The sequence below is a fragment of the Streptomyces sp. B21-083 genome, assembly GCF_036898825.1.
Lineage (GTDB): Bacteria > Actinomycetota > Actinomycetes > Streptomycetales > Streptomycetaceae > Streptomyces.
In genome coordinates, this window is sequence record NZ_JARUND010000001.1 from 723,387 (window position 1) to 749,562 (window position 26,176).

A 26,176-nucleotide genomic window follows, 5' to 3' on the forward strand; every position below is an offset into this window, starting at 1 on the left:
AGTGACGACCGTCCAATCGCCTCCCGCGCCCCCCACGGCGATACGGCCCAAAGTGGTGGCCCGCACGGGCCTGTACGCCGTGCTGGCCGCCAATGTCGCTGCCGTGACCGTCTTCTTCGCACAGGCCGGGTTCGCGTCGAACGCGCTGATCGTGCTGGGCCGGCTGGCCGGGCTGTACGGCGCCCTCTTCATGGCCTTCCAGCTGGTGCTGGTGGCCCGGCTGCCGTGGCTGGACCACCGCATCGGCATGGACCGGCTGACCACCTGGCACCGCTGGGTCGGCTTCGGGCTGCTGTGGACACTGATGTCCCACGCGGTGTTCATCACCTTCGGCTACGCCGAGGGTGCCTCCGTGGGCCCGGTCGACGAGCTGGTGGAGCTGGCCGAGACCACCGAGGGCGTGCTCCGCGCGATCGTCGCCCTCGTCCTGATCATGGTCATCGGTGCGGTCTCAGCGCGCTACGCCCGCCGCCGGCTCTCCTACGAGACCTGGCACTTCATCCACCTGTACACCTACGTGGCGGTGGTCCTGGCGTTCACCCACCAGGTCGGTGTCGGTACGACGTTCACCTCGTCGTCCGCCGCCACCACGTACTGGTGGGCCCTGTGGAGCGTGGCGCTCGGTTCGGTGTTCCTGGGCCGGGTGGTACTGCCGCTGCGTAAGAACCTCCGGCACCAGCTGCGTGTCTCGGCCGTCGTCCCCGAGGCCGACAACGTCGTCTCGATCTACATGACGGGCCGCGACCTCGACAAGCTGCCCGCCCGCGCCGGCCAGTTCTTCCTGTGGCGGTTCCTCACCAAGGACCGCTGGTGGCAGGCGAACCCGTTCTCGCTGTCGGCGGCGCCCGACGGCACATCGCTGCGGCTCACCGCGAAGGTGGCCGGTGACGGCACCGCCGCCCTGCGGCACATCCCGGTCGGCACCCGGGTCTTCGCCGAGGGCCCGTACGGCGCGTTCACCGCGATGCACCGCACCCGGCCGGAGGCCGTCCTCATCGCCGGCGGCGTGGGCGTCACGCCGATCCGCGCGCTGCTGGAGGAGATCCAGGGCCACGCCGTGGTCATCTACCGGGTCGCCAGGGACCAGGACGCCGTCCTCTACGAGGAGCTGCGGGACATCGCCCACGCCAAGGGTGCCGAGCTGCACCTGGTGAGCGGGCCCGCCGTCCCCGACCGGCTGGCCCCGGCCGCGCTGGCCGAGCTGGTGCCGGACATCACGGACCGCGACGTCTTCCTGTGCGGCCCGCCGCCCATGATGAACGCGGTGCTGCGCAGCCTGCGGGAGCTGGGCGTGCCCCGGTCGCAGACCCACTTCGAGCGCTTCAGCCTGGCCGGATAAGAGGAACATCGTGAAACGAGCACTCCCTGTACTGGTCCTGAGCGTCGCGGGCCTGGTCCCCGTCTGGCTCTACGAGCCGTCGCCCGCCGTCACGTCCTCGGCCTCGACCCCGCCAGCGTCGACCTCGACCTCGTCGTCCGGCTCCTCCGGTTCCACGGTCGTCGCCGGTCCCACCGTTCCCACGGAGAAGGGTGACGTCCAGGTCGAGGTGACGTTCGCGGGCTCGAAGATCTCCTCGGTGCGGATGCTGAAGCAGCCGAACCACCCGCAGACCACCGCCGCCGTACCGGTCCTGATCAAGGAGACGCTGGCCGCGCAGAGCGCCGAGGTCGACACCGTCTCCGGCGCCACCATCACCAGCGGCGGCTACAAGAAGTCCCTCCAGGCAGCGATCGACGCGAAGGGCTGAGGGGATGCGGCGCGTCGAGCACATCATGGGGTTCCCGATCTCGCTGCGGATCGACGACGGACACGCTCCGGCTGAGGCGGCGGACGCCGTGTTCGCCTGGCTCCACGAGGTCGACGCGCGGTTCAGCCCGTTCAAGCCGGACAGCGAGGTGTCCCGCCTCGGCCGGGGCGAGCTGGATTCCGGCGCGCTGAGCGCGGACCTCACCGAGGTGCTCGACCTGTGCGAGGAGTACCGGGTCGCGACCGGCGGCGCGTTCGACGTACGGCTGCCCGGCCGTGGCCTCGATCCGTGCGCGATGGTGAAGGGCTGGGCGGTACAGCGGGCGGCGGAGCTGCTGGAGACAGCGGGCGTACGGACGTACTGCCTGAACGCCGGCGGTGACGTGGTCGCCGCCGGGCGCCCCTGGCGGGTCGGTGTACGGCATCCCGAGCACGCCGACCAGCTGTGCACGGTGCTGGAGATCACCGAGGGGGGTGTGGCGACCTCCGCCCGCTACGAGCGGGGCGATCACATCCTCGACGGTCGCACCGGCCGCCCGGCGACCGGACTGCTGAGCCTGACCGTCGTCGCCCCCACGCTCACCGAGGCGGACGCCACGGCGACGGCCGCGTTCGCGATGGGCGCGGAGGGCATCGACTGGGCCGCCGCGCGAAAGGGCTGCGAGGTGTTCGCGGTGGACGCCGACCGGCACGTGTTCCGGACCCCGGGACTGCCGGTCGCCGCCTGAACCGCACCTACCCGGTGTGTACGTCCGTGTGGGCGCCCTCCGTCGTGGCGGTGGGCGCCCACAGGCGCGCGGTGTCCGGGTCCGTGGCCGTCAGTGCCCCCGGGCGATCCATTCCTCCAGGTGCGGCGCCTCGGCCCCGATGGTGGTGGGGTCGCCGTGCCCGGTGAGGACCTTCGTCTCGGGCGGCAGGGCGAGCAGCCGGTCCCGGATCGAGTCGATGATCGTCGGGAAGTGGGAGTAGGAGCGGCCGGTGGCACCGGGGCCGCCGTTGAAGAGGGTGTCGCCGGTGAAGACCGTGCCGAGCCCCGGGTCGTACAGGCAGACCGCGCCCGGTGCGTGTCCGGGCGTGTGCAGGACCGTCAGATCGGCGCCGGCGGCCTCGATCACCTGGCCGTCGGTGAGCCAGGCGTCGGGTTCGCGGTCGGGGTGGGTCTGCTTCCACAGGGGCAGGTCGTCGCGGTGCAGCCAGATGGTGGCGCCGGTGCGCTCGGCGAGCGCGGGGGCCGCGTCGATGTGGTCGTTGTGGGCGTGGGTGCACACGATGGCGGTCAGCCGCCGGTCACCGACAGCCGCCACGATGGCGTCGGCGTCATGAGCGGCGTCGATGACGATCGCCTCGTGGTCGTCGCCGATGATCCACACGTTGTTGTCGACGTCCCAGGTGCCGCCGTCGAGGTTGAACTGCCCTGAGGTGACGAGGCGTTCGATGCGCGCGGCCATCACAGCACCACCACGGAACGCAGTACGTCGCCGCCGTGCATCCGCTCGAACGCCTTCTCGACCTCGTCGAGTTGGATGGTCTCCGTCACGAACTTCGCCAGATCCAGGCGGCCTTGCAGGTGCAGGTCGATGAGCATCGGGAAGTCGCGGGAGGGCAGGCAGTCGCCGTACCAGGACGACTTCAGCGAGCCGCCCCGCCCGAAGACGTCGATCAGCGGAAGCTCCAGCTTCATCTCCGGCGTCGGCACCCCGACCAGCACCACGGTCCCGGCGAGGTCACGGGCGTAGAAGGCCTGCTTGTACGTCTCCGGACGGCCTACCGCCTCGATGACCACGTCGGCGCCGTTGCCGCCGGTCAGCTCACGGATCGCCTCGACCGGGTCGGTCTCCCTGGAGTTGACGGTGTGCGTGGCGCCCATTGTGCGGGCGGTGGCCAGCTTCCGGTCGTCGATGTCGACGGCGATGATCTTCGCGGCGCCCGCGAGGTTGGCCCCGGCGATCGCGGCGTCGCCCACGCCTCCGCAGCCGATGACGGCGACCGTGTCACCGCGACCGACGTTCCCGGTGTTGATGGCGGCGCCGATACCGGCCATCACGCCACACCCCAGCAGCCCGGCGACAGCGGCCGAGACGGACGGGTCGACCTTGGTGCACTGACCGGCCGCGACCAGCGTCTTCTCGGCGAAGGCGCCGATACCGAGGGCCGGCGACAGCTCGGTGCCGTCGAGCAGGGTCATCTTCTGCTTGGCGTTGTGCGTGTTGAAGCAGTACCACGGGCGCCCACGCTGACACGCCCGACAACTCCCGCACACAGCACGCCAGTTGAGGATCACGAAGTCACCGGCGGTCACGTCCGTGACCCCCTCCCCCACCGACTCCACGACTCCGGCGGCCTCATGGCCGAGCAGGAAGGGGAAGTCGTCGTTGATCCCGCCCTGCTTGTAGTGCAGGTCGGTGTGGCACACCCCGCAGGCCTGGATCCGGACCACGGCCTCGCCCGGACCGGGGTCCGGCACGACGATCGTCTCGACCCGTACCGGTTCGCCTTTACCCGGTGCGATCACGCCGCGTACTTCCTGCGCCATGGTGCTGAACCCTTCCATCGGCCAATGTTCGGTTCTTCGCTCCGACCCTACGTGCGACCGATCGGTAACGGCACGTCCATCGTGGAGCTCGACGCCAGAATACCCCCGGGGGTACCTCTGCTACGGTGAAACACATACCCCCGGGGGTAATTTTCCAGGGGCCCCTGACGGTTCACGAGGGAGAGGAGTGGCGCCATGTATTTCGTCGACCGCATCGAGGTGCCGGGGCTGGGCAACCGCGGCTATCTGGCGGGCGGGCCGCACCGGGCCGTGGTGGTCGATCCGCCGCGGGACATCGACCGGGTGATCGAGGCCGCCGCCCGACGGGGTGTGCGGGTCACGCATGTCGTCGAGACCCACGTCCACAACGACTACGTCACCGGTGGCCTGGAACTGGCCCGGATCACCGGCGCCGCCTACCTCGTCCCGGCCGGCGCGCGAGTCGCCTACGACCGGGTGCCTGTCATGGACGGGGACAGCGTCGAGGTCGAGGAGGGACTGGCGCTGCGCGCGCTGGCCACGCCCGGCCACACCCCGCACCACACCGCGTACGTCCTGGAGGAGGACGGCCGGTCGGTGGCCGTGTTCACCGGCGGTTCGCTGCTGATCGGCACGGTCGGGCGGCCGGACCTCGTCGAGCCGAGGCTCACCGGGGAACTGGCCCGCGCACAGTACGACTCGGCGCACCGGCTGGCCGCCGAACTCCCGGACGAGGCCGCCGTGTTGCCCACACACGGGTTCGGCAGCTTCTGTTCCGCCGGGACGGCCACGGGCGACGCCACCACCGTCGGACGGGAACGCGTCACGAACGAGGCGCTGATCAAGGACGTCGACACGTTCGTCGCCGACCTGCTGGCCGGGCTGGACGACGTCCCGGCGTACTACGCGCACATGGGCCCGGTGAACTCCGAGGGCCCCGCGCCCGTGGACCTGACGCCGCCGGCCCCCGCGGACGCCGTGGAGATCGCGGCGCGGCTCGCCGCCGGGGAGTGGGTGGTCGATCTGCGCAGCCGGGTCGCATTCGCCGAGGGACATGTCGCCGGGTCGGTCAACTTCGAGGCGGCGGGGCAGCTCGCCACCTATCTGGCGTGGCTGCTGCCGTGGGGCAGGCCGGTCACCCTGCTCGCCGAGTCGACGTCCCAACTCGCCGCCGCCCAGCGAGAACTGGTGCGGGTCGGCATCGACCGCCCGGCCGCTTCCGCGACCGGCTCCCCCGCGACATGGCTACGACCGGGCGAACACCCCCGCACCTTCCCACGCGCCACGTTCACCGACCTGGCACGCCAACTAGCGGACGTGGATGTCGAGTTGCCGGAGGCCGACAGTAACCGTCCCGGCATCGCCGGCACGGGCTCCGCCGGCGTTCCACCCCGACCGAACGAACAGCAACACTCCCACTCCCTTCCGGACGCCACCGCGTTCGCCGACCCCGCAGACCATCTCGCTGACACACAGGGCGAGTTGCCGCAGGCCGACAGCAACCACCCTGACACCGCCACCACGGACTCCGTCCCCGCTCAGCCAGGAGCTGGCGAACAGGCACGCTCCCTTCCCTACGCCGACCTCGCGGGTCGGCGGCGTGAGGGGATCGTGATCCTTGATGTGCGGCGCGATTCCGAGCGTCTGGGCGGCCAGGTCGCGGGTTCTCTGCACATCCCGCTCCATCAGGTGCGTGACCGGCTCACGGAGATACCCGACGGGACGGTGTGGGTGCACTGTGCGGGCGGGATGCGGGCCGCGATCGCCGCCTCGCTGCTGGCTGCGGCGGGCCGCGACGTGGTCGCCGTCGACGACGGCTTCGCCGCCGCACGCGAGGCCGGGCTCCCCATGGCGCGGATCACCCCGGCCGAGGCTCACAAGCTCACCGGCGCGGACGGGGCGGCCGTACTCCTGGACGTACGGGAGCCGTCGGCCGACGGCAGCAGGCCGCCTGCAGAGGCGCGTCCGCCGCTGGTGGCCGAGGCCGGGGGCGGGTCGGCGGCGGATTCCGGCGGTGAGGGTGGACCGGTCACGTGAGTGCGTACGTTCTCGCTCTGGTCGCCGGGGCCGTCACCGGTCTCGCGCTGGGGGCGCTCGGGGGCGGCGGCAGTGTGCTGGCCGTGCCGGCGCTGATCTATCTGCTCGGTTTCTCCCCGGCGGCGGCCACCACCGCGAGCCTGGCCGTGGTCACCGTCACCTCCGCCACCGCACTGGCCGCGCACGCCCGTGCGAGCGCCGTCGAGTGGCGGGCCGGAGCCGTGTTCGCGGCGGCGGGACTGGTGCCCGCGACGCTCGGCGGGGCGATCAGCGGGTATGTTCCGCCCGCCCTGCTGACCGGCGCGTTCGCGGTGATCGCCGGGCTCGCCGCGTACCGCATGCTGCGCCCGTCGGCGTCCGTACGGGAGGGGGTGCCGGTGCGGCCCGTTCAGGTCGCTCAGGCGGGCGCGGGGCTGGGTGCGGTGACCGGGGTGCTGGGCGTGGGCGGCGGCTTTCTCGCCGTACCGGCGCTGGTGAACGTCGTCGGACTGCGGATGCGGGCCGCCGTCGGGACGAGCCTGCTGGTCATCACCGTCAACTCGCTGGCCGCGTTGCTGGCCCGCTCAGGCACGGCGACCCGCGTCGACTGGACGCTGGTCGCGCCCTTCGCGGGGGCCGCGATCCTCGGCGCGTGGGACGGCAAGCGGCTCGCGGGCCGGGTCTCCGGCGGTCGGCTCCAGCGCATCTTCGCCTGGGTGCTGCTGGCGGTGGCCTTGTTCATGCTGGCCGACGCGCTGGTGTGATCGCCGACCGACCACCGCTCATCGCCCTGCCCACCACTCGCCACTGGCTACACCACTCGCGCGCGCCGCCCAACCGCCCCTCACCCCTCGAACACACTCACGCCAACGACAGGAACAACTTCTCCAGCCGGGCCCGCATCTGCTCCTTCGTCTCGCCGTTCCGCCCGGCCGCCTCCACGTCGGTCAGGCACTGCTGGAGTCCGGTCGCGATGATGGCGAAACCCGCCCGGTCCAGGGCACGTGAGGCGGCGGCCAGCTGCGTGACCACCTCCTCGCAGTCGCGACCTTCCTCGATCATCCGGATCACCCCGGAGATCTGCCCCTGCGCCCGGCGCAACCGGTTCAGCACCGACTTGAGCTCATCGCCCTCGAACTGCAGTTCCACGATCACTCCTCTACATACCCTTGGGGGTATTTTACTCCCACCCCACGAAAGGATCACAGCCCCTCATGACCGCTCCCGTCGCCCTCGACACCGACCAGGCCCGTACCCGCCTCCCCCACCTGACCGTCGTCGATGTCCGCACCCCGGGCGAGTACACCTCCGGCCATCTCCCCGGCGCCCTCAACATCCCCCTGGACCACCTCCGCCGCGCCCTGCCCGTCCTGAGGGAGGCGGCGGCCCACGGCGAACTCCTCGTCGTCTGCGCCTCCGGCGCCCGCTCCGAGTCTGCCTGCTCCGTCCTCGCCGACAACGGCGTGCCGGCCATGACCCTGTCCGGCGGCACCCAGGGCTGGCGGGATCAGGGGCACGCGCTGCAACACCCCGCGACCGAGGCCCGCGCCACCTGGTCCATGGAACGCCAGGTCCGCTTCACCGCGGGCGGCCTCGTCCTCGCGGGTCTCGGGCTGAGCCGCCTGCACCCCGCCTGGCGGCTGCTGGCCGCCGGGGTCGCGGGCGGCCTCGTGTTCTCGGCCGTCAGCAACACCTGCGGCATGGCACACCTGTTGTCCAGGCTGCCGCACAACCAGCCGCGGCCCGCGGACCTCGACGCCACCCTCACCGCACTCGCCCGGCGGACCCGGGATCGCGCCGGGGCCACCGGGTCGGCCGAGCAGGCGGAGCAGTCCGTGGACGTCGGCGCATGAAGTCCCGGCCGGTCCGGCCGAGTTCGAACTCGGCCGGGCCGGCCGGCCCACGTACCGCGTGACCACATATCGCGAACTCGGCCCGGGCGAGGTGCCGCCCGGTCCGCTGGACTGCTGTCTGCCGTGCGGGGACACGCACCCCTCGTCCTCGCGGCGGCCCGGGACCGGCGGGCGCCGCGCGAAGAACACACGGCAGGAAGCCCACGACAGACGGGAGATGACGGCCTCTCCGCTTCCCCGGCCGCCGACGTAGGGTGAATGTCCGCCCGACCGCCGAGGAGCGCCGTGAGCATCGCAGAACCGAACGCCGGTCCGCCCGCCTGGCGACTGCTCCTCGCATACGTACGGCCGCACCGGTGGACCCTGTTCGCGGGCGCCCTGCTGTCGCTGGCCACCGGTGCCGCCGGGCTGGCGCTGCCGCTGGTGGCGCGGGGGCTCATCGACGACCTGTCCCACGACCGGACGATCACCGGGGCGCTGGTGCTGATGTCGGCGCTGGTCGTCGCCAACGCGGCGCTGGGCGCGCTGGGTTCGTACGTTCTGCGGCGTACCGCCGAGTCGGTGGTGCTGGGGGCCCGGCGGGCGCTGTCCTCCTATCTGCTGCGGCTGCGGATACCGGCCGTGGACCGGACCGAGCCCGGCGATCTGATGGCCCGGGTCACCTCGGACACGACCCTGCTGCGCGAGGTCACCACCGACTCGCTCGTCGGCCTCGGCACCGGCGGTCTCACCCTGGTGGCGACGGTCGTGATGATGGGCCTGGTCGATCCGGTGCTGCTGGGCGTCACCCTCGCCGTGATCGTGGGGGCGGGGACCGTGCTCGGGGTGATCGTGCCGCGTATCAACAAGGCGAGCCGGCGGGCGCAGGACGCGGTCGGTGTGATGGGCGCCTCGCTGGAACGGGTGCTGGGCGCGCTGCGCACGATCAAGGCGTCCGGCGCCGAGCACCGCGAGGAGCAGCGGCTGCACGCGGCGGCCGAGGAGTCGTGGAAGCAGAGCGTCCGGGCCGCCAAGTGGGCGGCCGCGGCGGGCAACACGGCCGGCCTCGCGATGCAGATCGCCTTCATCACGGTGCTCGCGGTGGGCGGCGCGCGGGTCGCGACCGGCGCGGTCGAGGTCGGCACGCTGGTCGCGTTCCTCCTCTACGTCTTCTATCTGATGTCGCCGATCCAGCAGGTCGTGGGCGCGATCACGCAATACCAGACGGGCGCCGCGGCCCTCACCCGCATCCAGGAGGCCCTCGCCCTGCCCTCCGAACCGTCGTCGGCCGGCCCCACCCCCCTCCCGGCCGGTGACGCCGAACCGGCGGCACTCGCCTTCGACGACGTCCGCTTCCGCTACGACGACGAACTTCCGTACGTCCACCACGGTGTCACGTTCGCCGTGCCGCCCCGGGGTATGACGGCGTTCGTGGGTCCGTCCGGCGCGGGCAAGACCACCGTCTTCTCGCTCATCGAACGGTTCTACGACCCCGAGTCCGGCCTCATCACCCTCGACGGCCGGGACGCCGCCGACTGGGAGCTGGCCGAACTCCGGTCCGCCATCGGCTATGTCGAGCAGGATGCGCCGGTGCTGTCGGGCTCGCTGCGCGACAACCTCCTGCTGGGCAATCCGGAGGCCGACGAGGACGCGGTCACGCGCGTGGTGAAGACGACCCGGCTCGACGGTCTGGTGGACCGGCTGCCGCGCGGCCTCGACACCCTCGTCGGGCATCGGGGCACCAAGCTGTCGGGCGGCGAGCGTCAACGGGTGGCCATCGCCCGCGCGCTGCTGCGTCGCCCCCGACTGCTCCTGCTCGACGAAGCGACCTCCCAGCTGGACGCGGTGAACGAGGCGGCGCTGCGCGACACGGTCGCGGATGTCGCCCGTACGACGACTGTTCTCGTCGTCGCCCACCGGCTGTCGACGGTGACGATGGCGGACCGGATCGTGGTGATGGACGCGGGCCGCGTCCGCGCGGTCGGCACCCACCGCGAACTCGTCGCCGGCGACCCGCTGTACGCCGAGCTGGCGGCGACACAGTTCCTGGCGACCACCGGCTGAGCCCGCGCGGTTCGTGAACGCTCGACTCTCCAGCCCGCGCACCCGTTCTGTGTCGCAGCTGTGGGGGTGTACTACGTGTACTACGCGGCCAAGGTCAACCCCGGCGCCTGAGATCCTGGCCATCGCTTCGCCGTACGTCGACGGCTACGAGGTCTCCTCGGGCGGCGAACTCACCCATGTCGCGGGCGCGGCGCCCGGCGGGCCGCTGGCGTTCGGCGGGCCGGGCAGGACACTTCTTGATGCACCCGAGGCCGGCTTCCAGTTCCTGGGCGTGGAGCCTTGTCGGCGAACCGGCCCTAATGGCACACATGTGCGACACGCCTGTGGGCCGCCCCGTCCGGCCGGGCGGCCCACATACCTCCGGTCCGTGCGTCCGTCAGGCCTCGATACCCGGCAGCAGCCCGGTCACGGGGGCGGCCATGTCGGTCAGCTGGTGCAGCTGCTGGAGGTCGCTCAGGTGGTTGAGCCCGCTCAGCTGGCTGGAGACCCGCGGCAGATCCTCGTGGTACTGGGCGGGAATCTCGCTCACGGCGAGCGAGTCGAGCTGGGCGATCGGGTTCAGCTTGCCCGCGTTCTGGTCGGCGGCGGGAGCCGCGCTCGCCAGCGGGGCGGCGAGGCCGGTGACGCCGATGGCGAGACCAACGGCGGCGGCGATTCGTCGTGTTGAGATCATGTACTCAGCAACGTCGCGCGCCCCTCACCGGTCACGGGCAGCGCGCCCCGCTCACTCGTCAGGCTCATCATCCGTCTGCGCTTGCCGAGCCTCCCGGGACGGAGGACGCTCGGAGGGAGAGGCCCCTCGCGGCCCGGACCCGATCGGGCCGCGGCCCTCGGAGGAGGTCACCATGGGCACCGCGGCAAGCCCCACCTTCGACACCGAAGCACTGCGCAGGGGTATCGAAGGACAGGACGCGGCAGCACTGCTGTCGCTCTACGCCGACAACGCCGAGCTGCGCGTCGTCGACCACAAGACCCAGCCCAGCCACCCGATGGTCATGCACGGGCGCGGCGAGATCGGCGCCATGCTGACCGAGGTGTACGGCAGGGACATGACCCACAAGCTGGAACAGGTCGTCGTCCAGGGCGACCAGGTCGCCTACACCGAGTCCTGCCTGTACCCGGACGGCGTCCGCGTCCTCGCCGGCTCGATGATGTCCCTGCGGGACGGCAAGATCGTCGACCAGACCGTGCTGCAGGCATGGGACGAGGAGGATTCCTGACGTCGGCTAGGCTTGAGAGCGGGTCGTGACTGGCGCTGAGGTGGACAACCACCGGGGAGCGGCCTCGCGAAGAACGCGAAGAACGCACAGTGTGCGTGCGTGCCGTGCGCCTGGGCGATGACAACTGCTCGCTCAGGAGTGAACATGTCTCAGGCACAGGCCCGGATCATGGACGGCACCTCTCTCAGCAGGAGTTGACCCGCCGGTGACCACGAGAGACGACGGCCGTCAGGTGGACGTCACGACCCTGGTCAACGAGATCCATGGCCACCTGCTCATCGCCGCCACCCGCCAGGAGGGACACGAGGCAGCGGTCCACTTCACGGCTCGGCTCGACTGGCTGACGAGTCATCAGCGAGCCGAACTGGAGAGGCAGTTCGCGGCGGAGCATCTCGCGCTCACCCGGGCCTCCTGGCAGCGCACCGCGGCCCGCAGCGCCGAGTTGCGGACCGAGTACGAGGCGAAGTACCGCCGTCTGAAGGGGCGGTTGACGGCCGTATGCCTGACACCGCGGCGTCGACGGTGCCGCTCACCCTGCTTCTCCTCGCTCCGCTACGCCGCTAGGCGCTCCGCGGGACAGGCGGTTCCTCCGGCGCGGGCCGGTGGGGGCTGATCGCGCATTTCCCCGCGCCCCCTTCAGAGCGCTGGCACGCCCGTCCACTCCCCGGGACAGGCGGTTCCTCCGGCGCGGGCCGGTGGGGGCCGGTCGCGCAGTTCCCCGCGCCCCCTACAGAGCGCTGGCACGCCCGTCCACTCCCCGGGACAGGCGGTTCCTCCGCCGCCGGCCGGTGGGGGCCGGTCGCGCAGTTCCCCGCGCCCCCTACAGAGCGCTGGCACGCCCGTCCACTCCCCGGGACAGGCGGTTCCTCCGCCGCCGGCCGGTGGGGGCCGGTCGCGCAGTTCCCCGCGCCCCTTACGGGCGCGACGCGCCCGTTCCGGGGGGCTCCCCAGTCGGCGGCCTGGGCGCCATACTGGCCCCCGTGCGTGTAGCGATCATGACGGCAGGCTCACGGGGTGACGTGGCCCCCTACACCGGGCTCGGACACGGGCTGGCCCGTGCGGGGCACGAGGTCACCCTGGTCACGCACGGCTGCTTCGAGCCGCTGGTGGCGGGGTCCGGGGTCGGGTTCCACGCCCTGCCTGTGGACCCCCGGGCGGAGTTGGAGTCGGCGCGCGGGCGCGGGCTGCACCGCAGCTCGACCGGGGCCGGGAAGCTTCTGCGGGTGGTCGAGATGGCGCGGCGGCTCGTCGGCCGGATGACCGACGACCTGCTGGCCGCCGCCCGCGTGAACGACGTCCTGCTGCTGTCCAGTTCGCTGGGCCCCCTGGGACACACCATCGCGGAGGGGCTGCGCCTGCCGAGCATGGGCGTGTACCTCCAACCGCTCGACCCGACAGCGGAGTTCGGGCCGCCCGTCCTCGGGGGCCGTTCCTGGGGCCCGGCGGGCAACCGGCTCGCGGGGAACGGGGTGAGTCTGGCCGTCGAGCAGGTCTTCGCCTCGACGGTGCCGGCCGTACGGACCCGGCTCGGCCTGTCCCGCAACGCCCCGGGGGCCGCGCGCCGCGCCCGGGAGCGCCAGGGCTGGCCGGTGCATCACGGCTTCAGCCCGCTGGTGGTGCCCCGGCCTCGCGACTGGCGCCCGGGGCTCGATGTCGCGGGTTACTGGTGGCCGTACGACACCCGGCCCGACCTTCCGCGCGAGCTGGAGGAGTTCCTCGCCTCCGGGCCGCCGCCCGTGTTCGTGGGCCTGGGCAGCGCCACCGTGCCCGATCCACGGCGGCTGAGCGCCGTCGTCGTCGGGGCGCTGCGGCAGGCCGGGCTGCGTGGGGTGATCCAGCGGGGGTGGGGCGGGCTCGAAGGGGACGGTGACGACATGCTGACCATCGGCGAGGTGGCGCACTCCGCGCTGTTCCCTCGTATGGCGGCCGTGGTCCATCACTCGGGCGCGGGCACGACCGCCGCCGGTCTGCGGGCCGGGGTGCCGGCGGTGCCCGTGCCGATCCAGTTCGACGAGGGTTTCTGGGCGGGGCGGCTGGTTTCCCTGGGCGTGGCCCCACGGCCGGTGCCCCTGCGGAGGCTGACGACCGCCACCCTCGCCTCGGCCCTCCTACGGGCGACCGGTGACCCCTCGTACGGGGAGCGGGCGCGTGTCCTCGCGGCCCGGATCGGCGCGGAGGACGGTGTCGGACCGGTTCTGGAGTCGGTGAACCGGCTGGCCGATTGAGCAACGCCGGCCGGACGGGCGCAGCCCGCCCCGGGCGGCCCCGGCAACGTCAGGAAGTCCCCGTGCCCTCGGCACGCGCCGAGCCCGGGGGCAGCCAGCCCGCCGGCCGCAGGATGCCCAGCAGCATCCGCACCAGCTCGTCCACCACCTCGTCCAGGGTGGCGTCCACCCACCCGGCGCTCCAGTCGTGCAGCAGGCCGTTGACGCTGCCGATGAACGCGGTCGCGGCGAGCCGGTAGTCACGTGGCGCCGCCTCCCCCACGGCGACGGCGGACTCCGCCTCCGAACAGATGAGGTTCACCCAGCGGGAGCGGCGGGCCAGGCGCTGTTCCTCCAGGCGGGCGCTGACGCCGATGATCTCGACGAAGGTGATCCGGATGCGGCGCGGGTCGGCGGTGACGTTGGCGGCGTAGGCGCGGAAGATCGCGCCGGCGCGTTCGGCTAGGGGCAGGCCCTCGGCGGCGGCCAGCGCGGTGAGCGCCGCCCCCTCGGCCCAGTCGTTGACCTGGAGGTGAAGGGCGGCCAGGAGGTCCTCCAGGGTGCGGAACTCCTCGTAGAACTGGCGCGTCGACAGACCGGCCGCCTCGCTGAGCGCGGCGACGGTCGTCGAGCGGTAACCCGGAGTGTCACCGAACAACCGGAGCGCGGCTTCCAGGAATCTCCGGCGCCGGTCGGCCTGTCGTTCCTCGGCCGTCCTGCCTGCGTAGCGGCCGGTCGGCGCCCTGAGTCTGCCCGCCAATGAACCCTCCTTCGTCGGTCCGGGGGCCAAGTTTGTCGTGCACGCAGTCTTGTGGAGAAGGGCACCCCCTCCTTACTTTCCAGTAAGTCCAATCTGAACGTGACCGTGTTCAGTTTCCCGCCCGCGACCGCGATCTCTCTTTTGCCCTATATGTCATGCACCCGCCACAGTCCGTCTGTCCACTCCCGGAAGGGAAAGCGCTCATGTCCGCTTCCAGATCCAGGCACCTCTGCGCCCTGGCCGCCGCCCTCGTTCTGACCGTCACCGCCCCCGCGACCACCGCCGTCGCCGCGTCGGCGGCCGAGGGTTCCGGCACGACCGCCGCCGCGAGCCTGCGCGAGGTGATGTTCGTCGGCAACAACTGGGAAGGCACCGCGGACGTCATCAAGTCCACCGGCGACTTCGCCAAGATCGGCCGGATCAACGTCGTACCCGACAAGGCGGCGCGGATGGCCGCGATCAACGCCGACCCCATCAAGTGGATCTACTTCATGGCCATCCGCAACGGCGTCGGCGAGGGCCACGACCAGCTGGTCGACGACATGTACTCCACCCCGGACGGCAAGTCGGTGGTCGTCTCCCGGCCCAGCTTCGCCGATGTCGTGTCGATCAACCTCGCCACCGGGGCGATCAACTGGCGCTTCCCCGTGTCGGGTTACCGCTCCGACCACATGGCGGTCTCCCCCGACGGCACCCGGGTCGCGGTCTCCGCCTCGATCTCCAACACCGTGCACGTGCTGAACATCGACACCGGGGCACAGATCGGCTCGTTCGCCACCGGCGACAAGCCCCACGAGAACATCTTCACCAAGGACGGCAAGTACATCTGGAACATGTCCATCGGGGACGTCAACACCAACCAGGACGCTCCGTGGCAGGACTTCACGAAGGGCGACCGGAAGATCACGGTCGTCGACGCGGCCACCTTCAAGCAGGTGAAGGTGATCGACATGCGGCAACGGCTCGACGCCATCGGGCTCAAGGACTACTCGGACGCGGTCCGCCCGGCCGTCTTCTCGCCCGACGAGTCGAAGCTGTACTTCCAGGTCTCGTTCTTCAACGGCTTCTTCGAGTACGACGTCGCCACCGACAAGATCACCCGGACGAAGACCCTGCCGAAGAACCCGGCGACCAGCGACGACCGCACCACGTTCGTCAACGACTCGCGCCACCACGGGATTTCGATGAACCCGGACGGCACGAAGCTGTGCGTCGCGGGCACGATGGACGACTACGCGACGGTCGTCGACCGTGCGACGCTCCAGGAGGGCCCGCTCGTTCCCGCCTCGAAGCCCTACTGGGCCACGGTGAGCGGTGACGGCAAGTCCTGCGTGATCTCCGAGAGCGGTGCCGACCAGGTCACGGCCATCGACTTCGCCACCGGGCTGAAGACGGTGTCCGTGCCGGTCGGCGACCACCCCCAGCGAGTCCGCCTCGGCCATGTCGAGGCGGACTGGACTGGCCCGGCGACCAACTGACCTGTCGTTTCAGGTCGGTTGACCGCCGGTTGCTCGACTAGCTGAACTCCTGCGCGGCCCACGAGGCCAGTTCGGTCCGCGCGGCGCTCAGCAGGGTCGCCGAGGGAGCCGTCGCCCCGTTGGTCACCAGCGCGTAGTGCAGGACCCCCGAGTCCGGCGCGGTGAGCAGCACGCGGCGGCTTCCCGTGTTGCCGGGCTCGGTGCCCACCGCGATCGGGGTCGTGCTGGTGTAGGCCGGCGGGCCGTACACCGTGCCGAGGTCGGAGACGACCGTGGTGGTCGCCGTCGGGAAGGACGCGGGCAGATGGAGTTCGGTCGGCGCCGAGATGCCCTTCGACCGCCACACCAGCACCGAGTACTGGCCCGAGCCCACCAGTTGGGCCACGTTGGGCAGTGAACTCGGCACCGGGTTCCAGGTCAGGGTCGTGGACCCGTCCCGGGACCGGTCCTCGTAGGTGAAGGCGAGCGCCGTCCCCGCAGTGGCGCCCGGATAGACGCGGTCCAGCATCCGGGCGTCCTGCCGCAGCACCGCCGTACCGGAGTCGTCGAGGCGTACGGCGGACAGGTCCTCGTCGTTCCAGCCGTCACCGCTGGTGATCACCTTGTCGGCGTTGTCGTTCATCAGCTCCCTGTGGCGGCCGTTGTAGATGTCCCACTGCCACTGGCTGCCGGACAGGACCGGCCCGGAGACACTCGCGTTCGCCCACCAACTCGCCCCCTTCACCCGGGAGTCGAGGGCCTGGTACATCGCCTTGAGGACGGTCGGCGCCTTGTCGGAGATGTTGCCGTTGAGGGGGTGGCCGAACTCGCTGACGATCCCCGTGGTCCCGGTGGCGGCGGCCCGGTCGCGGACCGTACCGAAGTCGGTGGTGTACTGCCCGTCACCGGCCTTGCCCCACATGAAGACGCCGGAGATGGCCTTCTGGTCGTAGAAGTGGGTGTTGAAGACATAGCGCGGACCGATGGTCCCGGCGTCGAGCAGGCCGCCCTCCTGCTTCTGGAAGTCGAGGTTGGCGTTCCAGAACATGTTCGGTTCCACGAAGGCCGGCTTGTCCTGCCAGCCGGCCGCGTCCATCCGCGACCGGAACTTCACGAAGAACGGCCACAGGACGTCCTTCTCCCAGGTCCGGCTGGTCTGGCCCGAGTCGTAGTTGCCCGCATGCGGCTCGTTGTACGGGTCGAAGCCGACGACACCGGTGAACTGCGCGCTCGTCAGGTTCTGCTTGAGATACGTCATCGTCTTCTGCGCGGTGTCGAGGAACGAGTCCTGGATCCCGTAGGTGTTGTGCCAGAAGTCGTACGCCCCGTCCCGCACGGCCGCGTTCGAGGTGATGTTCTGCCCCCAGAGGAGGCAGATACCGCAGCTCTCGTCCGGATAGTTGGCGAGGTCGACGGCCCACTTGGGGGCGCCGTCGCCGGTGTACCAGCTGTCCGAGTCGAAGAGCCAACGGGAGTAGAGGTCCTGGTGGAAGTCGGGGTAGACACGGATGCCCGCGTCCAGGAAGGCACCCATCTGGGCGGTGGCGGCGGCCAGATAGCTGCTGCTCACCGTCCCCCGGGTGGGCTCCGCGTACGCCCAGGAGAGCAGGAAGCGGACACTGTTGCCGCCGCCGAGCGCGCGCAGGGCGGTCGCCGACTTCTTGGCGTCGGCCACGGAGGCGAACGGCAGTCCGTTGTTCTCCTTGAGCTTCGTCTCGCCGGAGACGTTGTAGCCGCGCAGTACGACCTCCCGGCCCAGGGAGTCCGTGAACCGGCCGTTCTGGACGGTGAGGGTGGTGGAGGCCGGAGAGTCGAACCAGAGGGTGTCGGCCCGGGCGGGCTGGGAGCCGACAGTGGTCACAAAACCCGTGACCAGAACCAGTACGCCGAGCAAATGCACACGTGACTTCGACATGTGCATTACAGTCCCGCGCGCATCAGAGGCCGTCAATAGAAACTGACTCCTGAGTAATCTTCAGCTTTTGACGCCCATGGGCGATGATCAAGTAACACGGGCGACAAAAGGAGCGAATCGTGCGCGACATCCTCCCGAAGCTCGGGCGCTGGTACGCGGCGGGCGAACCCTTCGGACTCGCGACCGTCGTCTCGGTGAGCCGCAGCGCGCCCCGTGACCCGGGGGCCGCGATGGCGGTGGGGCCTGGCGGCGAGGTGGTGGGCAGCGTGTCCGGGGGATGTGTCGAGGGCGCGGTGTTCGAGCTGGCGCAGGAGGTCGTGGCGAGCGGCGAGGCCCGCCTCGAGACCTTCGGCTACAGCGACGAGGACGCCTTCGCGGTGGGTCTCACCTGCGGCGGCGAGATCACCGTGCTGGTGCGGCCCGTGACGCCGGCCCTCGACCCGTCCTTCGCGGCGGTCGCGGAGACGGTGGCGGCGGGCCGCCCGGTGACCGTGGCGACGGTCACCGGGGGTCCCGCGGCGCGCGGCGCCACGCTCACCGTCTGGCCCGACAAGGTGGCCGGCACCCTCGGCACGACCGGCCTGGACGTGGCCGTCACCGCCGACGCTCGCGGTGAACTCGCCCTGGGAGCAACGGGGTTGCGGCACTACGGACCCCACGGCGAACGACGCGAGGACGCCGTCACCGTGTTCCTGCACTCCTTCGCGCCCCCGCCCCGCATGCTCGTCTTCGGCGCCATCGACTACGCGGCCGCCGTGGCCCGGATCGGCGCCTTCCTCGGCTACCGGGTCACCGTCTGCGACGCCCGCGCGGTCTTCGCCACCCCGGAGCGCTTCCCCGAGGGCGTCGAGGTGATCGTCGACTGGCCGCACCGGTACCTGAGCGGCACGGACACCGACGAACGCACGGTGATCTGCGTCCTGACCCACGACCCGAAGTTCGACGTACCGCTGCTGGAGGAGGCCCTGCGCCGCCCCGCCGCGTACATCGGGGCGATGGGCAGCCGCCGTACCCACGACGACCGGCGGCGCCGGCTGACGGAAGCCGGCCTCACCAGAGCCGAGCTGTCCCGGCTGCGCTCCCCCATCGGGCTCGACCTCGGGGCCCGTACGCCGGAGGAGGTGGCGGTGTCCGTGGCCGCCGAGATAGTCGCCCTGCGGTGGGGCGGCAGCGGGGCGGCGCTGACGGCGACGGGCGGCGCCATTCATCCGCCGAAGGAGCGTCAGGCCTGACGGGGAGGCAGCCTGTGCAGCACCACGTCGGTGAGCTGCCCGCCGTCGTCCGTCACTGTCGCCGTCATGAAGGTGCGGTGCGGCTGACGGCGCCGGTCCGTGGGCGAGCCGGGGTTCAGCAGCCGCAGGCCGGTGTCCGCGGTGCTGTCCCACGGGATGTGGCTGTGGCCGAACACCAGGACGTCGACGTCGGGGAAGCGGGCGGCACAGCGGGTCTCGCGGCCCTGTGCGGGGCCCGTCTCGTGGACGACCGCGAAGCGCAGGCCGCCCAGGTCGGCGTAGGCCACCTCGGGGAGTCTGGCGCGCAGTTCGGGGCCGTCGTTGTTGCCGTACACGCCGATCAGACGGCGGGAGCGGGTCTCCAGCAGGTCGAGTGTCGCCGTGTCGACCCAGTCGCCGGCGTGGAACACGACGTCGGCGTGCGGGAGTTCGTCGAGAAGGGGTGCGGGCAGCTCGCGCGCGCGTTTGGGGAGGTGGGTGTCGGAGAGGAGCAGAAGGTGCACGGACCCGAGCGTAGGCGCTCCACGGGATGCCAGGATTTGCCGTCGAGCGGCTGCGGCAGCATCGTGGCTGGTCGCGCAGTTCCCCGCGCCCCTTCGGGCGCGAGGTCCGTGCGAGGTTAGTATCAGGCAGCCCTGTCCGCGCCGTCGCGGATACGGGGAGTAGAGCCAAAAAGGGAGCTTCCAGCCGTATGCCGGTCAAGGTCAGCGTCATCGTTCCGGTGTACAACCCGGGACCGTACATCGAGGACTGCGTCGCGTCGCTGCTGCGGCAGTCGCTGCCCGCCGACGAGTACGAAGTGATCTTCGTCGACGACGGTTCCACCGACGAGACCCCGGCCCGGCTGGACCAGCTCGCCGCGGAGGAACCGCGTTTCCAGGTCATCCACCAGGAGAACTCGGGCTGGTCGGGCAAGCCGCGCAACGTCGGCATCGAGGCCTCGCGGGGCGAGTTCGTGATGTTCGTCGACAACGACGACTACCTCGGCGACGAGGCCCTTGAGCGGATGTACGAGTACGGCGTGGCCAACGGCGCCGACGTGATCGTCGGCAAGATGGCCGGCAAGGGCCGCCCGGTGCCGGTCGAGCTGTTCCGGCACAACCATCCCAAGGCCAGTGTCGAGAACGCCCCGCTGATCGACAGCCTCACCCCGCACAAGATGCTCCGCCGCGCGTTCCTCGACCGCATCGGCCTGCGCTTCCCCGAGGGCAGGCGGCGCCTTGAGGACCATGTCTTCGTGACCGAGGCGTATCTGCGCGCGGACAACGTCTCCGTGCTCAGCGACTACGTCTGCTACTACCACGTCAAGCGCGACGACGCCTCGAACGCGGGATTCCAGCGCTTCGACCCGGTCGGCTACTTCCGCAACCTGCGCGAGGCACTCGACGTCGTCGAGCAGTACACCGAACCGGGTGCGGTGCGCGACCGTCTCTACCGGCGCTGGCTGCGCAACGAGATGGTCGAGCGGATGCGCTCCAACCGGCTTCTCAAGCTGCCGGAGGACTACCGCAAGGAGATGTTCGACGAGATCCGCGGGGTCGTCGTCGAGCGCTTCGGCCCGGGTGTCGCGAACGGTATGCAGGAGGCGCAGCGGATCGTGGCCGCGCTGATCGCCGCCGACCGTCTTGACGACGTGGTGGCGTTCGCCGAGTGGGAGGCGTCCCTCGCCCCGACGGCCACCCCGCAGAGCGTGGAATGGCGGGACGGGGTCCTGCACGTCGGCTTCACCGCCGAGTTCACCTCGCGCGGCAAGCCGATGACGTTCCCCGCCGAGGATGACAGCGACGGCGCCGACCTGGACGGCACGCCCACCGACGCCGACGACGCGATCGCCCGGGTGGGCGCGTCCACCGTCGCCCGGTTCGGGAGCGCGACAGCCGACTTCCTGGTGCGCGAGCGGACCACCGCGGCCCAGTTCTTCCAGCCGGTCGAGCTGACCCGCGAGACCCTCCCGGCCGACGAGGACGGGCAGGTGCGGCTGGTGCTGCGCGGCACGGCCACCGTCGACCCCGGCACGGCGGCGGGCGGCGTGGCACTCGGCGGCGGTCTCTTCGACGTGTTCGTCCGGATCAAGCTGGGCGGCTGGACCCGTGAGTGCCGTCTCGGCCCGGTCAAGCTGGACCCCCGCCCGGTGCCGCAGGCCGGTGTGGTCGCCGGCCGTGTGATCCTGCCGTACTGGACGGCGAAGCAGGCGACGCTGTCCCTGGACGTCGACCGCGCCGTCAAGGGTGTGGGCCTCGGCCGCCTCAAGCCGGACGATGTCACCATCACGGGTGACCGTCTGCGCGTGGCACTGCCCCTGCACGTGCCCGGCGACACCAAGACGCTGCTGCGGCTGACCTCGTCGGCGGTCGCCGAGTCCGTGGAGGTGCCTGGCACGCTGTCCGGCGCTTCCGACGGCTCGGGTTCGTTCGTCGAGGCGACGCTGCCCGGCGGCGCCCTGGCCGACGGGACGTGGAAGCCGTCGCTGTGCCTGGCCCCGGAGGCAGCCGAGCCGCGGTTCCTGGCGATGTCCGTCGGCCTGAGCGTCAAGGGCGGTCGTCCGCAGGTCGTGCGGCCCGCCAAGCCGGCCGGGCCGAGCACCGGGCAGCGAGTGGTCCGCAAGGTGCGGCGCACGCTCGGGAAGATCGCGCGCAAGGCCGGGCTGCGACGCGGAAACGGAGCCTGACAGCATGCGAGCACTGGACATCGAAGGCGCCTGGGTACTCGAGCCGAAGATCTTCCCGGACGACCGGGGCGCCTTCCATGAGTGGTACCGGGGCGAGGAGTTCCGTGAGGCCACCGGTTACGACCTGTCCCTCGCGCAGGCGAACTGCTCGGTCTCACGCCGGGGCGTCGTACGCGGGGTGCACTTCTCCGACGTACCGCCGAGCCAGGCCAAGTACGTGACGTGCGTACGCGGGGCGGTCCTGGACGTCGTGGTGGACATCCGGGTCGGCTCGCCCACGTACGGGCAGTGGGAGGCGGTGCGGCTCGACGACGAGACCCGGCACGCGGTGTTCCTCGCGGAAGGCCTCGGGCACGCCTTCATGGCGCTCACCGACGACGCCACCGTGGTGTACCTGTGTTCGACGGGGTACGCGCCGGGGCGTGAGCACGGGGTGCATCCGCTCGACCCGGAGCTGGGCATCGCCTGGCCGGAGGGCATCGAGCCCGTGCTGTCGGAGAAGGACGCCGAGGCGCCCACGCTGGCCGAGGCGAAGGCGGCCGGGCTGCTGCCGTCGTACGAGGAGTGCGCGGCCTACTACGCGGGGCTGCGCGCCGACCGGTAGCTCCCGAACCGGACGAGTACCAGAACGAGTACCAGAAAGGCCTGCGGCCCGGCTGCTGATCAGCAGCCGGGCCGCAGGCCGTTGTCCGGTTCCGCGTCAGCGGGAGGTGCTCAGCGGCTGCAGGCTGCGTCGCAGCTGCTCCAGGCCTCGCGAGCGCTTGGTGCCGCGGTTGCGGGACTTGACGAGGGGGGCCCAGAAGGCGGCCTCGATCAGGGTCTCCGGCTTGATCGCCGGCGTCCGCTCCAGGACGCTCTCCGGCACCTTCTGCGGGTCCGGGACCTCGAACTCCGCGATGATCTCGTCGTACTTGTCCTTCAGTACGGTGTTGTCGGGGTCGGCGCCGAAGACGATGAGCTGTCCGGTGGGCGCGGTGTCGACGAGGACCGTGACCAGGTCGGGGCGGTACCGGGCGAGGATCTCGATCAGCTTGTAGACGTCGCCGGTCCAGGCGTTGGTGTGCCGGTCGCGGGCGGCCTCGTCGACGCTGCGCGGCAGCATGTCGTCGAGGACGATGACGCTGGCCCAGTCCGAGTGCTTCTCGACGTTGATGAAGTCGCGCAGCGCGTACTCGAACAGGTGCATGCCGTCGATGAACGACAGGTCGAGCGTGGTGCGCTGCCAGTAGCCGAACGGGCTGCGGTTGCGCGCCAGGTTGCGCAGCGGGTGCCGGCCGCCCTTGAGGTGGGCGAGGGGGTTCTCCCGGGCGAAGAAGTCGTCGCTGGTCGCCTTCGCGAGATGGACGTCGGTGCGGATCTCCGAGACCACCTTGAACGCGGGGTCGATCGCGATGCTCGGTACCCGGGACAGGGTCAGGCTTCGGCCGTCGTTGACGCCGATCTCCAGGTAGTTCCTGTTCGCGCTGACCTTGTGGAGCTCCCGGAGGAACTCATGGCGTTTCACTAGGAAATCTCCTTGCGGATGTGTGGCAGTGCTTCGTGCAGGGCGGTACGCCAGTCACGGAGAGGTCCGAGACCGGCCTGCTGCCAGCGGCCGTGGCCGAGGACGCTGTACGGGGGTCGGGGCGCGGGCCGGACGAAGGCCGCGCTGGTGGTGGGGTGTACGCGGTCCGGGTCGGCGTCGACGAGGCGGAACACCTCTCGCGCCAGCTCGAACCAGGTGGTCTCGCCGGAGTTGGTGGCGTGCAGGACACCGTGCGCCTCGGGACCGATCAGGGGTCCGAGGTCGGCGATCCGTACGGCGACGTCGGCGCTCCAGGTGGGCTGGCCGCGCTGGTCGTCGACGACGTCGAGGGTGTCCCGACGCGCCTCCAGATCGATCATCGTACGCACGAAGTTGCCGCCGTGCGCACCGTACAGCCAGGCCGTGCGCAGGACGACCCCCGTGTCCGGGAGCGTGGCCAGGACGGCCTGTTCACCGGCGAGTTTGGTGCGGCCGTACGCCGTGCGCGGGGCCGGGGTGTGGTCCTCGGGGTACGGGGTGTCCCGGGCCTCGCCGTCGAACACGTAGTCGGTGGACACGTGGATAAGCCGGGCATGGTGCTCGGCGCAGGCCTGGGCGAGCAGACGCGGTCCGACGCCGTTGATCCGCAGCGCCGTCTCCTCGTCCGTCTCGGCGTCGTCGACGGCGGTGTAGGCGGCGCAGTTGACGACCAGGTCGGGCTCGTGGTCGGTGAAGACGCGGCGCACGTCGTCGGGGTCGGTGATGTCGAGGGCGGCGCGGGCGAGGCCCACGACGTTCTCACCGCGCCGGAGGAGCTCCTCGACGGTGTCGCGGCCGAGCATGCCGGCGGCGCCGGTCACCAGCCATTTCATCCGCTTACCCGCTTCTCGACCTGCTTCTCGACCTGCTTCTCGTCCTTCTTCGACGCGTCGGCGCCGACGCGTCGCTTGAGGGGCTCCCACCAGGCGCGGTTGTCGCGGTACCAGGCGACGGTGGCGGCGAGGCCGGCGGCGAAGTCGTGGCGCGGGGTGTAGCCCAGTTCGTCGTGGAGCTTGCCCCAGTCGACGGAGTAGCGCAGGTCGTGGCCCTTGCGGTCCTCGACGTACTCCACGCTGTCCCAGTCCGCGCCGCAGGCTTCGAGGAGCAGTCCGGTCAGTTCCTTGTTGCTCAGCTCCGTACCGCCGCCGATGTTGTAGACCTCGCCGGGCCGGCCGCCGGTGCGCACCAGGTCGACGCCCTGGCAGTGGTCGTCGACGTGCAGCCAGTCGCGGACGTTGAGGCCCTCGCCGTACAGCGGGACCTTCTTGCCGTCCAGCAGGTTGGTGACGAAGAGCGGGATGACCTTCTCGGGGAACTGGTGCGGCCCGTAGTTGTTGGAGCAGCGGGTGACGCGCACGTCCAGGCCGTGGGTGCGGTGGTAGGCGAGGGCGAGCAGGTCCGAGGACGCCTTCGACGCCGAGTAGGGCGAGTTGGGGGCCAGCGGGTGGTCCTCGGGCCAGGAGCCGGACTCGATCGAGCCGTACACCTCGTCGGTGGACACGTGCACGAAGGGGCCGACCCGGTAGCGCAGGGCCGCGTCGAGCAGCACCTGGGTGCCGACGACGTTGGTGCGGACGAAGTCGGCGGCGCCGTCGATCGAGCGGTCCACGTGGGACTCGGCGGCGAAGTGGACGACCTGGTCGGTCTCGGCCATCAGCTTGTCGACGAGTTCGGCGTCGCAGATGTCGCCCTGGACGAACGTCAGCCGGGGGTGTTCGGCCGGGAGGTTCTCCAGGGTGCCCGCGTACGTGAGCTTGTCCAGCACGGTGATCCGGGGCGCGTCGGGGGCGTCGGACGCGAGGAGTGTGCGGACGTACGTGGAGCCGATGAATCCGGCGGCGCCGGTGACGAGGAGGTTCATGAGTGGATCTGCACCTTGCTGTGGTCTCCGAGGACGAGTCGGTGGGCGCTGGGGACACTGGGGGCCGGGGTCACCTCGACGTGCCTGCCGATGAGCGAGGACTCGATGCGGCCCACCCCGGCGATGGAGGAGTCCCGCAGCACGATGGAGAACTCCAGCTCGCTGTCGGTGATCCGGCAGTTCTCCGCGACGGAGGTGAACGGCCCGACGTAGGAGTCGCTGACGACGGTTCCGGCGCCGATGACGACGGGTCCGACGATGCGTGAGCGGCTGATGCTCGCGCCCTCCTCGATCACCACCCGCCCTATGGTCTCGGACGCGGTGTCCACGTCGCCGTCGATCCGCCGCTCCAGGCCCTCCAGGACCATGCGGTTGACCTCCAGCATGTCGGTGACGTTCCCCGTGTCCTTCCAGTAGCCCTTGATGAGCGTGGATCGTACGTCGGACCGGGCGTCGATGAGGTACTGGATGGCGTGGGTGATCTCCAACTCGCCGCGCCGGGAGGGGCTGATGGAGCGTACGGCGTCGTGGATAGCCGGGGTGAAGAGGTACACGCCGACGAGCGCGAGGTCGCTCTTGGGGTGCTCGGGCTTCTCCTCCAGGCCGATCACCTGACCGGCCGCGTCGAGTTCGGCGACGCCGAAGGAGCGCGGGTCGGGCACCTGGGTGAGCAGGATCTGGGCGTCGGGGCGCAGACGGCGGAACTCGTCGACGAGGTCGCTGATGCCGCCGATGATGAAGTTGTCACCGAGGTACATGACGAAGTCGTCGTCACCGAGGAAGTCCCGCGCGATCAGCACCGCGTGGGCCAGGCCCAGGGGCCTTTCCTGCGGGATGTAGGTGACCTTCAGCCCGAACCGCGAGCCGTCACCGACCGCTTCCTCGATCTCGGCGGCGGTGTCGCCGACGATCATGCCGACCTCGGTGATGCCCGCGTCGGCGAGGGATTCCAGGCCGTAGAACAGCACGGCTTTGTTGGCCACGGGTACGAGCTGCTTCGCCGAGGTATGGGTGATCGGCCGAAGCCGCGTACCGGCGCCACCGGAGAGCACGAGAGCCTTCATCCGTTCACCCTAGCTTCGATTTCCCACGACGTAATATCCGGTGCCGCAGCGTGACCGGTGCGGGAGCCCGCCGGCGTCCCC

Annotated in this window: 25 protein-coding genes, 1 pseudogene and 1 riboswitch; of the genes and pseudogenes, 15 read left to right on the top strand and 11 right to left on the bottom strand. The window is 71.0% G+C overall.

Annotation, left to right across the window (positions count from 1 at the left end):
- Window position 1 precedes the first annotated feature (1 nt).
- From QA861_RS03295 to QA861_RS03305, 3 genes are read left to right on the top strand one after another with little or no spacing between them, the layout of a single operon-like run.
- Window positions 2–1,339 (top strand): ferredoxin reductase family protein, encoded by a 1,338-nt coding sequence (locus QA861_RS03295; RefSeq protein ID WP_334586668.1) that lies wholly within the window; start codon window positions 2–4, stop codon window positions 1,337–1,339.
- A gap of 10 nt (window positions 1,340–1,349) precedes the next feature.
- Window positions 1,350–1,748, top strand: coding sequence for an FMN-binding protein (locus QA861_RS03300; RefSeq protein WP_334586669.1), 399 nt, complete (start codon window positions 1,350–1,352; stop codon window positions 1,746–1,748).
- Between the two features lie 4 nt (window positions 1,749–1,752).
- Window positions 1,753–2,475: an FAD:protein FMN transferase gene (locus QA861_RS03305; RefSeq protein ID WP_334586670.1), complete on the top strand. Its 723-nt coding sequence runs from the start codon at window positions 1,753–1,755 to the stop codon at window positions 2,473–2,475.
- 90 nt (window positions 2,476–2,565) lie between these two features.
- On the opposite strand, the gene QA861_RS03310 is transcribed toward QA861_RS03305, so the two are convergent.
- Window positions 2,566–3,195, bottom strand: a complete 630-nt coding sequence (locus tag QA861_RS03310) for an MBL fold metallo-hydrolase (protein WP_334586671.1) — start codon at window positions 3,193–3,195, stop codon at window positions 2,566–2,568.
- On the bottom strand, window positions 3,195–4,280 hold the full coding sequence (locus QA861_RS03315; protein WP_334590437.1) for an S-(hydroxymethyl)mycothiol dehydrogenase: 1,086 nt from the start codon (window positions 4,278–4,280) through the stop codon (window positions 3,195–3,197). Before QA861_RS03315 ends, QA861_RS03310 begins: the two co-directional genes overlap by 1 nt.
- A gap of 195 nt (window positions 4,281–4,475) precedes the next feature.
- Here QA861_RS03315 and QA861_RS03320 point away from each other — a divergent pair, with 195 nt between their 5' ends.
- Together QA861_RS03320 and QA861_RS03325 are read left to right on the top strand one after the other, a co-directional pair.
- Complete coding sequence (locus tag QA861_RS03320) at window positions 4,476–6,296, top strand: MBL fold metallo-hydrolase (RefSeq protein WP_334586672.1); 1,821 nt, start codon at window positions 4,476–4,478, stop codon at window positions 6,294–6,296.
- A complete protein-coding gene (locus tag QA861_RS03325; RefSeq protein ID WP_334586673.1) occupies window positions 6,293–7,039 on the top strand; it encodes a sulfite exporter TauE/SafE family protein in 747 nt (248 codons plus the stop codon). Before QA861_RS03320 ends, QA861_RS03325 begins: the two co-directional genes overlap by 4 nt.
- Before the next feature lie 97 nt (window positions 7,040–7,136).
- On the opposite strand, the gene QA861_RS03330 is transcribed toward QA861_RS03325, so the two are convergent.
- Window positions 7,137–7,424 (bottom strand): metal-sensitive transcriptional regulator, encoded by a 288-nt coding sequence (locus QA861_RS03330; protein ID WP_334586674.1) that lies wholly within the window; start codon window positions 7,422–7,424, stop codon window positions 7,137–7,139.
- Window positions 7,425–7,489: 65 nt separating this feature from the next.
- Here QA861_RS03330 and QA861_RS03335 point away from each other — a divergent pair, with 65 nt between their 5' ends.
- The 3 genes and pseudogenes from QA861_RS03335 to QA861_RS46970 all read left to right on the top strand — a co-directional run.
- Window positions 7,490–8,128, top strand: coding sequence for a rhodanese-like domain-containing protein (locus QA861_RS03335; RefSeq protein ID WP_334586675.1), 639 nt, complete (start codon window positions 7,490–7,492; stop codon window positions 8,126–8,128).
- 258 nt (window positions 8,129–8,386) lie between these two features.
- Window positions 8,387–10,171 carry an ABC transporter ATP-binding protein gene (locus QA861_RS03340; protein ID WP_443041435.1) on the top strand — a complete coding sequence of 595 codons (1,785 nt, stop codon included), beginning with the start codon at window positions 8,387–8,389 and terminating at the stop codon, window positions 10,169–10,171.
- A gap of 75 nt (window positions 10,172–10,246) precedes the next feature.
- Window positions 10,247–10,403 (top strand): annotated as a pseudogene (locus QA861_RS46970) (type III PLP-dependent enzyme); the annotation flags it as partial.
- Between the two features lie 144 nt (window positions 10,404–10,547).
- Here QA861_RS46970 and QA861_RS03345 read toward each other — a convergent pair.
- On the bottom strand, window positions 10,548–10,844 hold the full coding sequence (locus QA861_RS03345; RefSeq protein WP_334586677.1) for a hypothetical protein: 297 nt from the start codon (window positions 10,842–10,844) through the stop codon (window positions 10,548–10,550).
- A 172-nt stretch (window positions 10,845–11,016) separates the two neighbouring features.
- On the opposite strand from QA861_RS03345, the gene QA861_RS03350 reads away from it, so the two are divergent.
- From QA861_RS03350 to QA861_RS03360, 3 genes are all read left to right on the top strand, one after another.
- Window positions 11,017–11,391, top strand: a complete 375-nt coding sequence (locus QA861_RS03350) for a nuclear transport factor 2 family protein (protein WP_334586678.1) — start codon at window positions 11,017–11,019, stop codon at window positions 11,389–11,391.
- A 15-nt stretch (window positions 11,392–11,406) separates the two neighbouring features.
- Window positions 11,407–11,514: riboswitch (ZMP/ZTP riboswitch) on the top strand.
- Between the two features lie 82 nt (window positions 11,515–11,596).
- Window positions 11,597–12,004 carry a hypothetical protein gene (locus QA861_RS03355; RefSeq protein ID WP_334586679.1) on the top strand — a complete coding sequence of 136 codons (408 nt, stop codon included), beginning with the start codon at window positions 11,597–11,599 and terminating at the stop codon, window positions 12,002–12,004.
- A gap of 382 nt (window positions 12,005–12,386) precedes the next feature.
- Window positions 12,387–13,616 carry a glycosyltransferase gene (locus QA861_RS03360; protein ID WP_334590438.1) on the top strand — a complete coding sequence of 410 codons (1,230 nt, stop codon included), beginning with the start codon at window positions 12,387–12,389 and terminating at the stop codon, window positions 13,614–13,616.
- 49 nt (window positions 13,617–13,665) lie between these two features.
- Here the strand turns inward: QA861_RS03360 and QA861_RS03365 are convergent, their stop codons facing one another.
- On the bottom strand, window positions 13,666–14,355 hold the full coding sequence (locus tag QA861_RS03365) for a TetR/AcrR family transcriptional regulator (RefSeq protein ID WP_334586680.1): 690 nt from the start codon (window positions 14,353–14,355) through the stop codon (window positions 13,666–13,668).
- Between the two features lie 203 nt (window positions 14,356–14,558).
- On the opposite strand from QA861_RS03365, the gene QA861_RS03370 reads away from it, so the two are divergent.
- Window positions 14,559–15,833, top strand: coding sequence for a YncE family protein (locus QA861_RS03370; RefSeq protein ID WP_334586681.1), 1,275 nt, complete (start codon window positions 14,559–14,561; stop codon window positions 15,831–15,833).
- A gap of 37 nt (window positions 15,834–15,870) precedes the next feature.
- Here QA861_RS03370 and QA861_RS03375 read toward each other — a convergent pair whose 3' ends face one another.
- The gene (locus QA861_RS03375) at window positions 15,871–17,733 is read right to left on the bottom strand and encodes a cellulase family glycosylhydrolase (protein ID WP_334586682.1); all 1,863 of its coding nucleotides are present in this window, start codon (window positions 17,731–17,733) and stop codon (window positions 15,871–15,873) included.
- A 113-nt stretch (window positions 17,734–17,846) separates the two neighbouring features.
- Here QA861_RS03375 and QA861_RS03380 point away from each other — a divergent pair, with 113 nt between their 5' ends.
- Window positions 17,847–18,959, top strand: coding sequence for an XdhC family protein (locus QA861_RS03380; protein ID WP_334586683.1), 1,113 nt, complete (start codon window positions 17,847–17,849; stop codon window positions 18,957–18,959).
- Here QA861_RS03380 and QA861_RS03385 read toward each other — a convergent pair.
- On the bottom strand, window positions 18,950–19,462 hold the full coding sequence (locus QA861_RS03385; RefSeq protein WP_334586684.1) for a metallophosphoesterase family protein: 513 nt from the start codon (window positions 19,460–19,462) through the stop codon (window positions 18,950–18,952). The genes QA861_RS03380 and QA861_RS03385 overlap by 10 nt on opposite strands.
- Window positions 19,463–19,650: 188 nt before the next feature.
- Between QA861_RS03385 and QA861_RS03390 the strand changes: the two genes are divergently transcribed.
- A complete protein-coding gene (locus QA861_RS03390; RefSeq protein WP_334586685.1) occupies window positions 19,651–21,627 on the top strand; it encodes a glycosyltransferase family 2 protein in 1,977 nt (658 codons plus the stop codon).
- Between the two features lie 4 nt (window positions 21,628–21,631).
- A complete protein-coding gene (rfbC, locus tag QA861_RS03395; protein WP_334586686.1) occupies window positions 21,632–22,231 on the top strand; it encodes a dTDP-4-dehydrorhamnose 3,5-epimerase in 600 nt (199 codons plus the stop codon).
- Between the two features lie 96 nt (window positions 22,232–22,327).
- Here rfbC and QA861_RS03400 read toward each other — a convergent pair whose 3' ends face one another.
- The 4 genes from QA861_RS03400 to QA861_RS03415 are packed head-to-tail and all read right to left on the bottom strand — an operon-like array spanning window position 22,328 to window position 26,095.
- Window positions 22,328–23,131, bottom strand: coding sequence for a class I SAM-dependent methyltransferase (locus QA861_RS03400; RefSeq protein WP_334586687.1), 804 nt, complete (start codon window positions 23,129–23,131; stop codon window positions 22,328–22,330).
- On the bottom strand, window positions 23,131–24,003 hold the full coding sequence (gene rfbD / locus QA861_RS03405) for a dTDP-4-dehydrorhamnose reductase (RefSeq protein ID WP_334586688.1): 873 nt from the start codon (window positions 24,001–24,003) through the stop codon (window positions 23,131–23,133). The genes QA861_RS03400 and rfbD overlap by 1 nt, the downstream gene beginning before the upstream one ends.
- Entirely contained in the window at window positions 24,000–25,031 is a 1,032-nt protein-coding gene (gene rfbB, locus QA861_RS03410; RefSeq protein ID WP_334586689.1) for a dTDP-glucose 4,6-dehydratase, read from the bottom strand. Before rfbB ends, rfbD begins: the two co-directional genes overlap by 4 nt.
- A complete protein-coding gene (locus QA861_RS03415; RefSeq protein ID WP_006380950.1) occupies window positions 25,028–26,095 on the bottom strand; it encodes a glucose-1-phosphate thymidylyltransferase in 1,068 nt (355 codons plus the stop codon). Before QA861_RS03415 ends, rfbB begins: the two co-directional genes overlap by 4 nt.
- Window positions 26,096–26,176 lie beyond the last annotated feature (81 nt).

Coding starts and splice junctions, on each gene's coding strand:
- rfbB (WP_334586689.1), bottom strand. CDS start 25,031: ATGAACCTCCTCGTCACCGGCGCCGCCGGATTCATCGGCTCCACGTAC.
- QA861_RS03345 (WP_334586677.1), bottom strand. CDS start 10,844: ATGATCTCAACACGACGAATCGCCGCCGCCGTTGGTCTCGCCATCGGC.
- QA861_RS03340 (WP_443041435.1), top strand. CDS start 8,387: ATGTCCGCCCGACCGCCGAGGAGCGCCGTGAGCATCGCAGAACCGAAC.
- QA861_RS03370 (WP_334586681.1), top strand. CDS start 14,559: ATGTCCGCTTCCAGATCCAGGCACCTCTGCGCCCTGGCCGCCGCCCTC.
- QA861_RS03310 (WP_334586671.1), bottom strand. CDS start 3,195: ATGGCCGCGCGCATCGAACGCCTCGTCACCTCAGGGCAGTTCAACCTC.
- rfbD (WP_334586688.1), bottom strand. CDS start 24,003: ATGAAATGGCTGGTGACCGGCGCCGCCGGCATGCTCGGCCGCGACACC.
- QA861_RS03360 (WP_334590438.1), top strand. CDS start 12,387: ATGACGGCAGGCTCACGGGGTGACGTGGCCCCCTACACCGGGCTCGGA.
- QA861_RS03315 (WP_334590437.1), bottom strand. CDS start 4,280: ATGGCGCAGGAAGTACGCGGCGTGATCGCACCGGGTAAAGGCGAACCG.
- QA861_RS03415 (WP_006380950.1), bottom strand. CDS start 26,095: ATGAAGGCTCTCGTGCTCTCCGGTGGCGCCGGTACGCGGCTTCGGCCG.
- QA861_RS03335 (WP_334586675.1), top strand. CDS start 7,490: ATGACCGCTCCCGTCGCCCTCGACACCGACCAGGCCCGTACCCGCCTC.
- rfbC (WP_334586686.1), top strand. CDS start 21,632: ATGCGAGCACTGGACATCGAAGGCGCCTGGGTACTCGAGCCGAAGATC.
- QA861_RS03375 (WP_334586682.1), bottom strand. CDS start 17,733: ATGCACATGTCGAAGTCACGTGTGCATTTGCTCGGCGTACTGGTTCTG.
- QA861_RS03320 (WP_334586672.1), top strand. CDS start 4,476: ATGTATTTCGTCGACCGCATCGAGGTGCCGGGGCTGGGCAACCGCGGC.
- QA861_RS03390 (WP_334586685.1), top strand. CDS start 19,651: ATGCCGGTCAAGGTCAGCGTCATCGTTCCGGTGTACAACCCGGGACCG.
- QA861_RS03305 (WP_334586670.1), top strand. CDS start 1,753: ATGCGGCGCGTCGAGCACATCATGGGGTTCCCGATCTCGCTGCGGATC.
- QA861_RS03350 (WP_334586678.1), top strand. CDS start 11,017: ATGGGCACCGCGGCAAGCCCCACCTTCGACACCGAAGCACTGCGCAGG.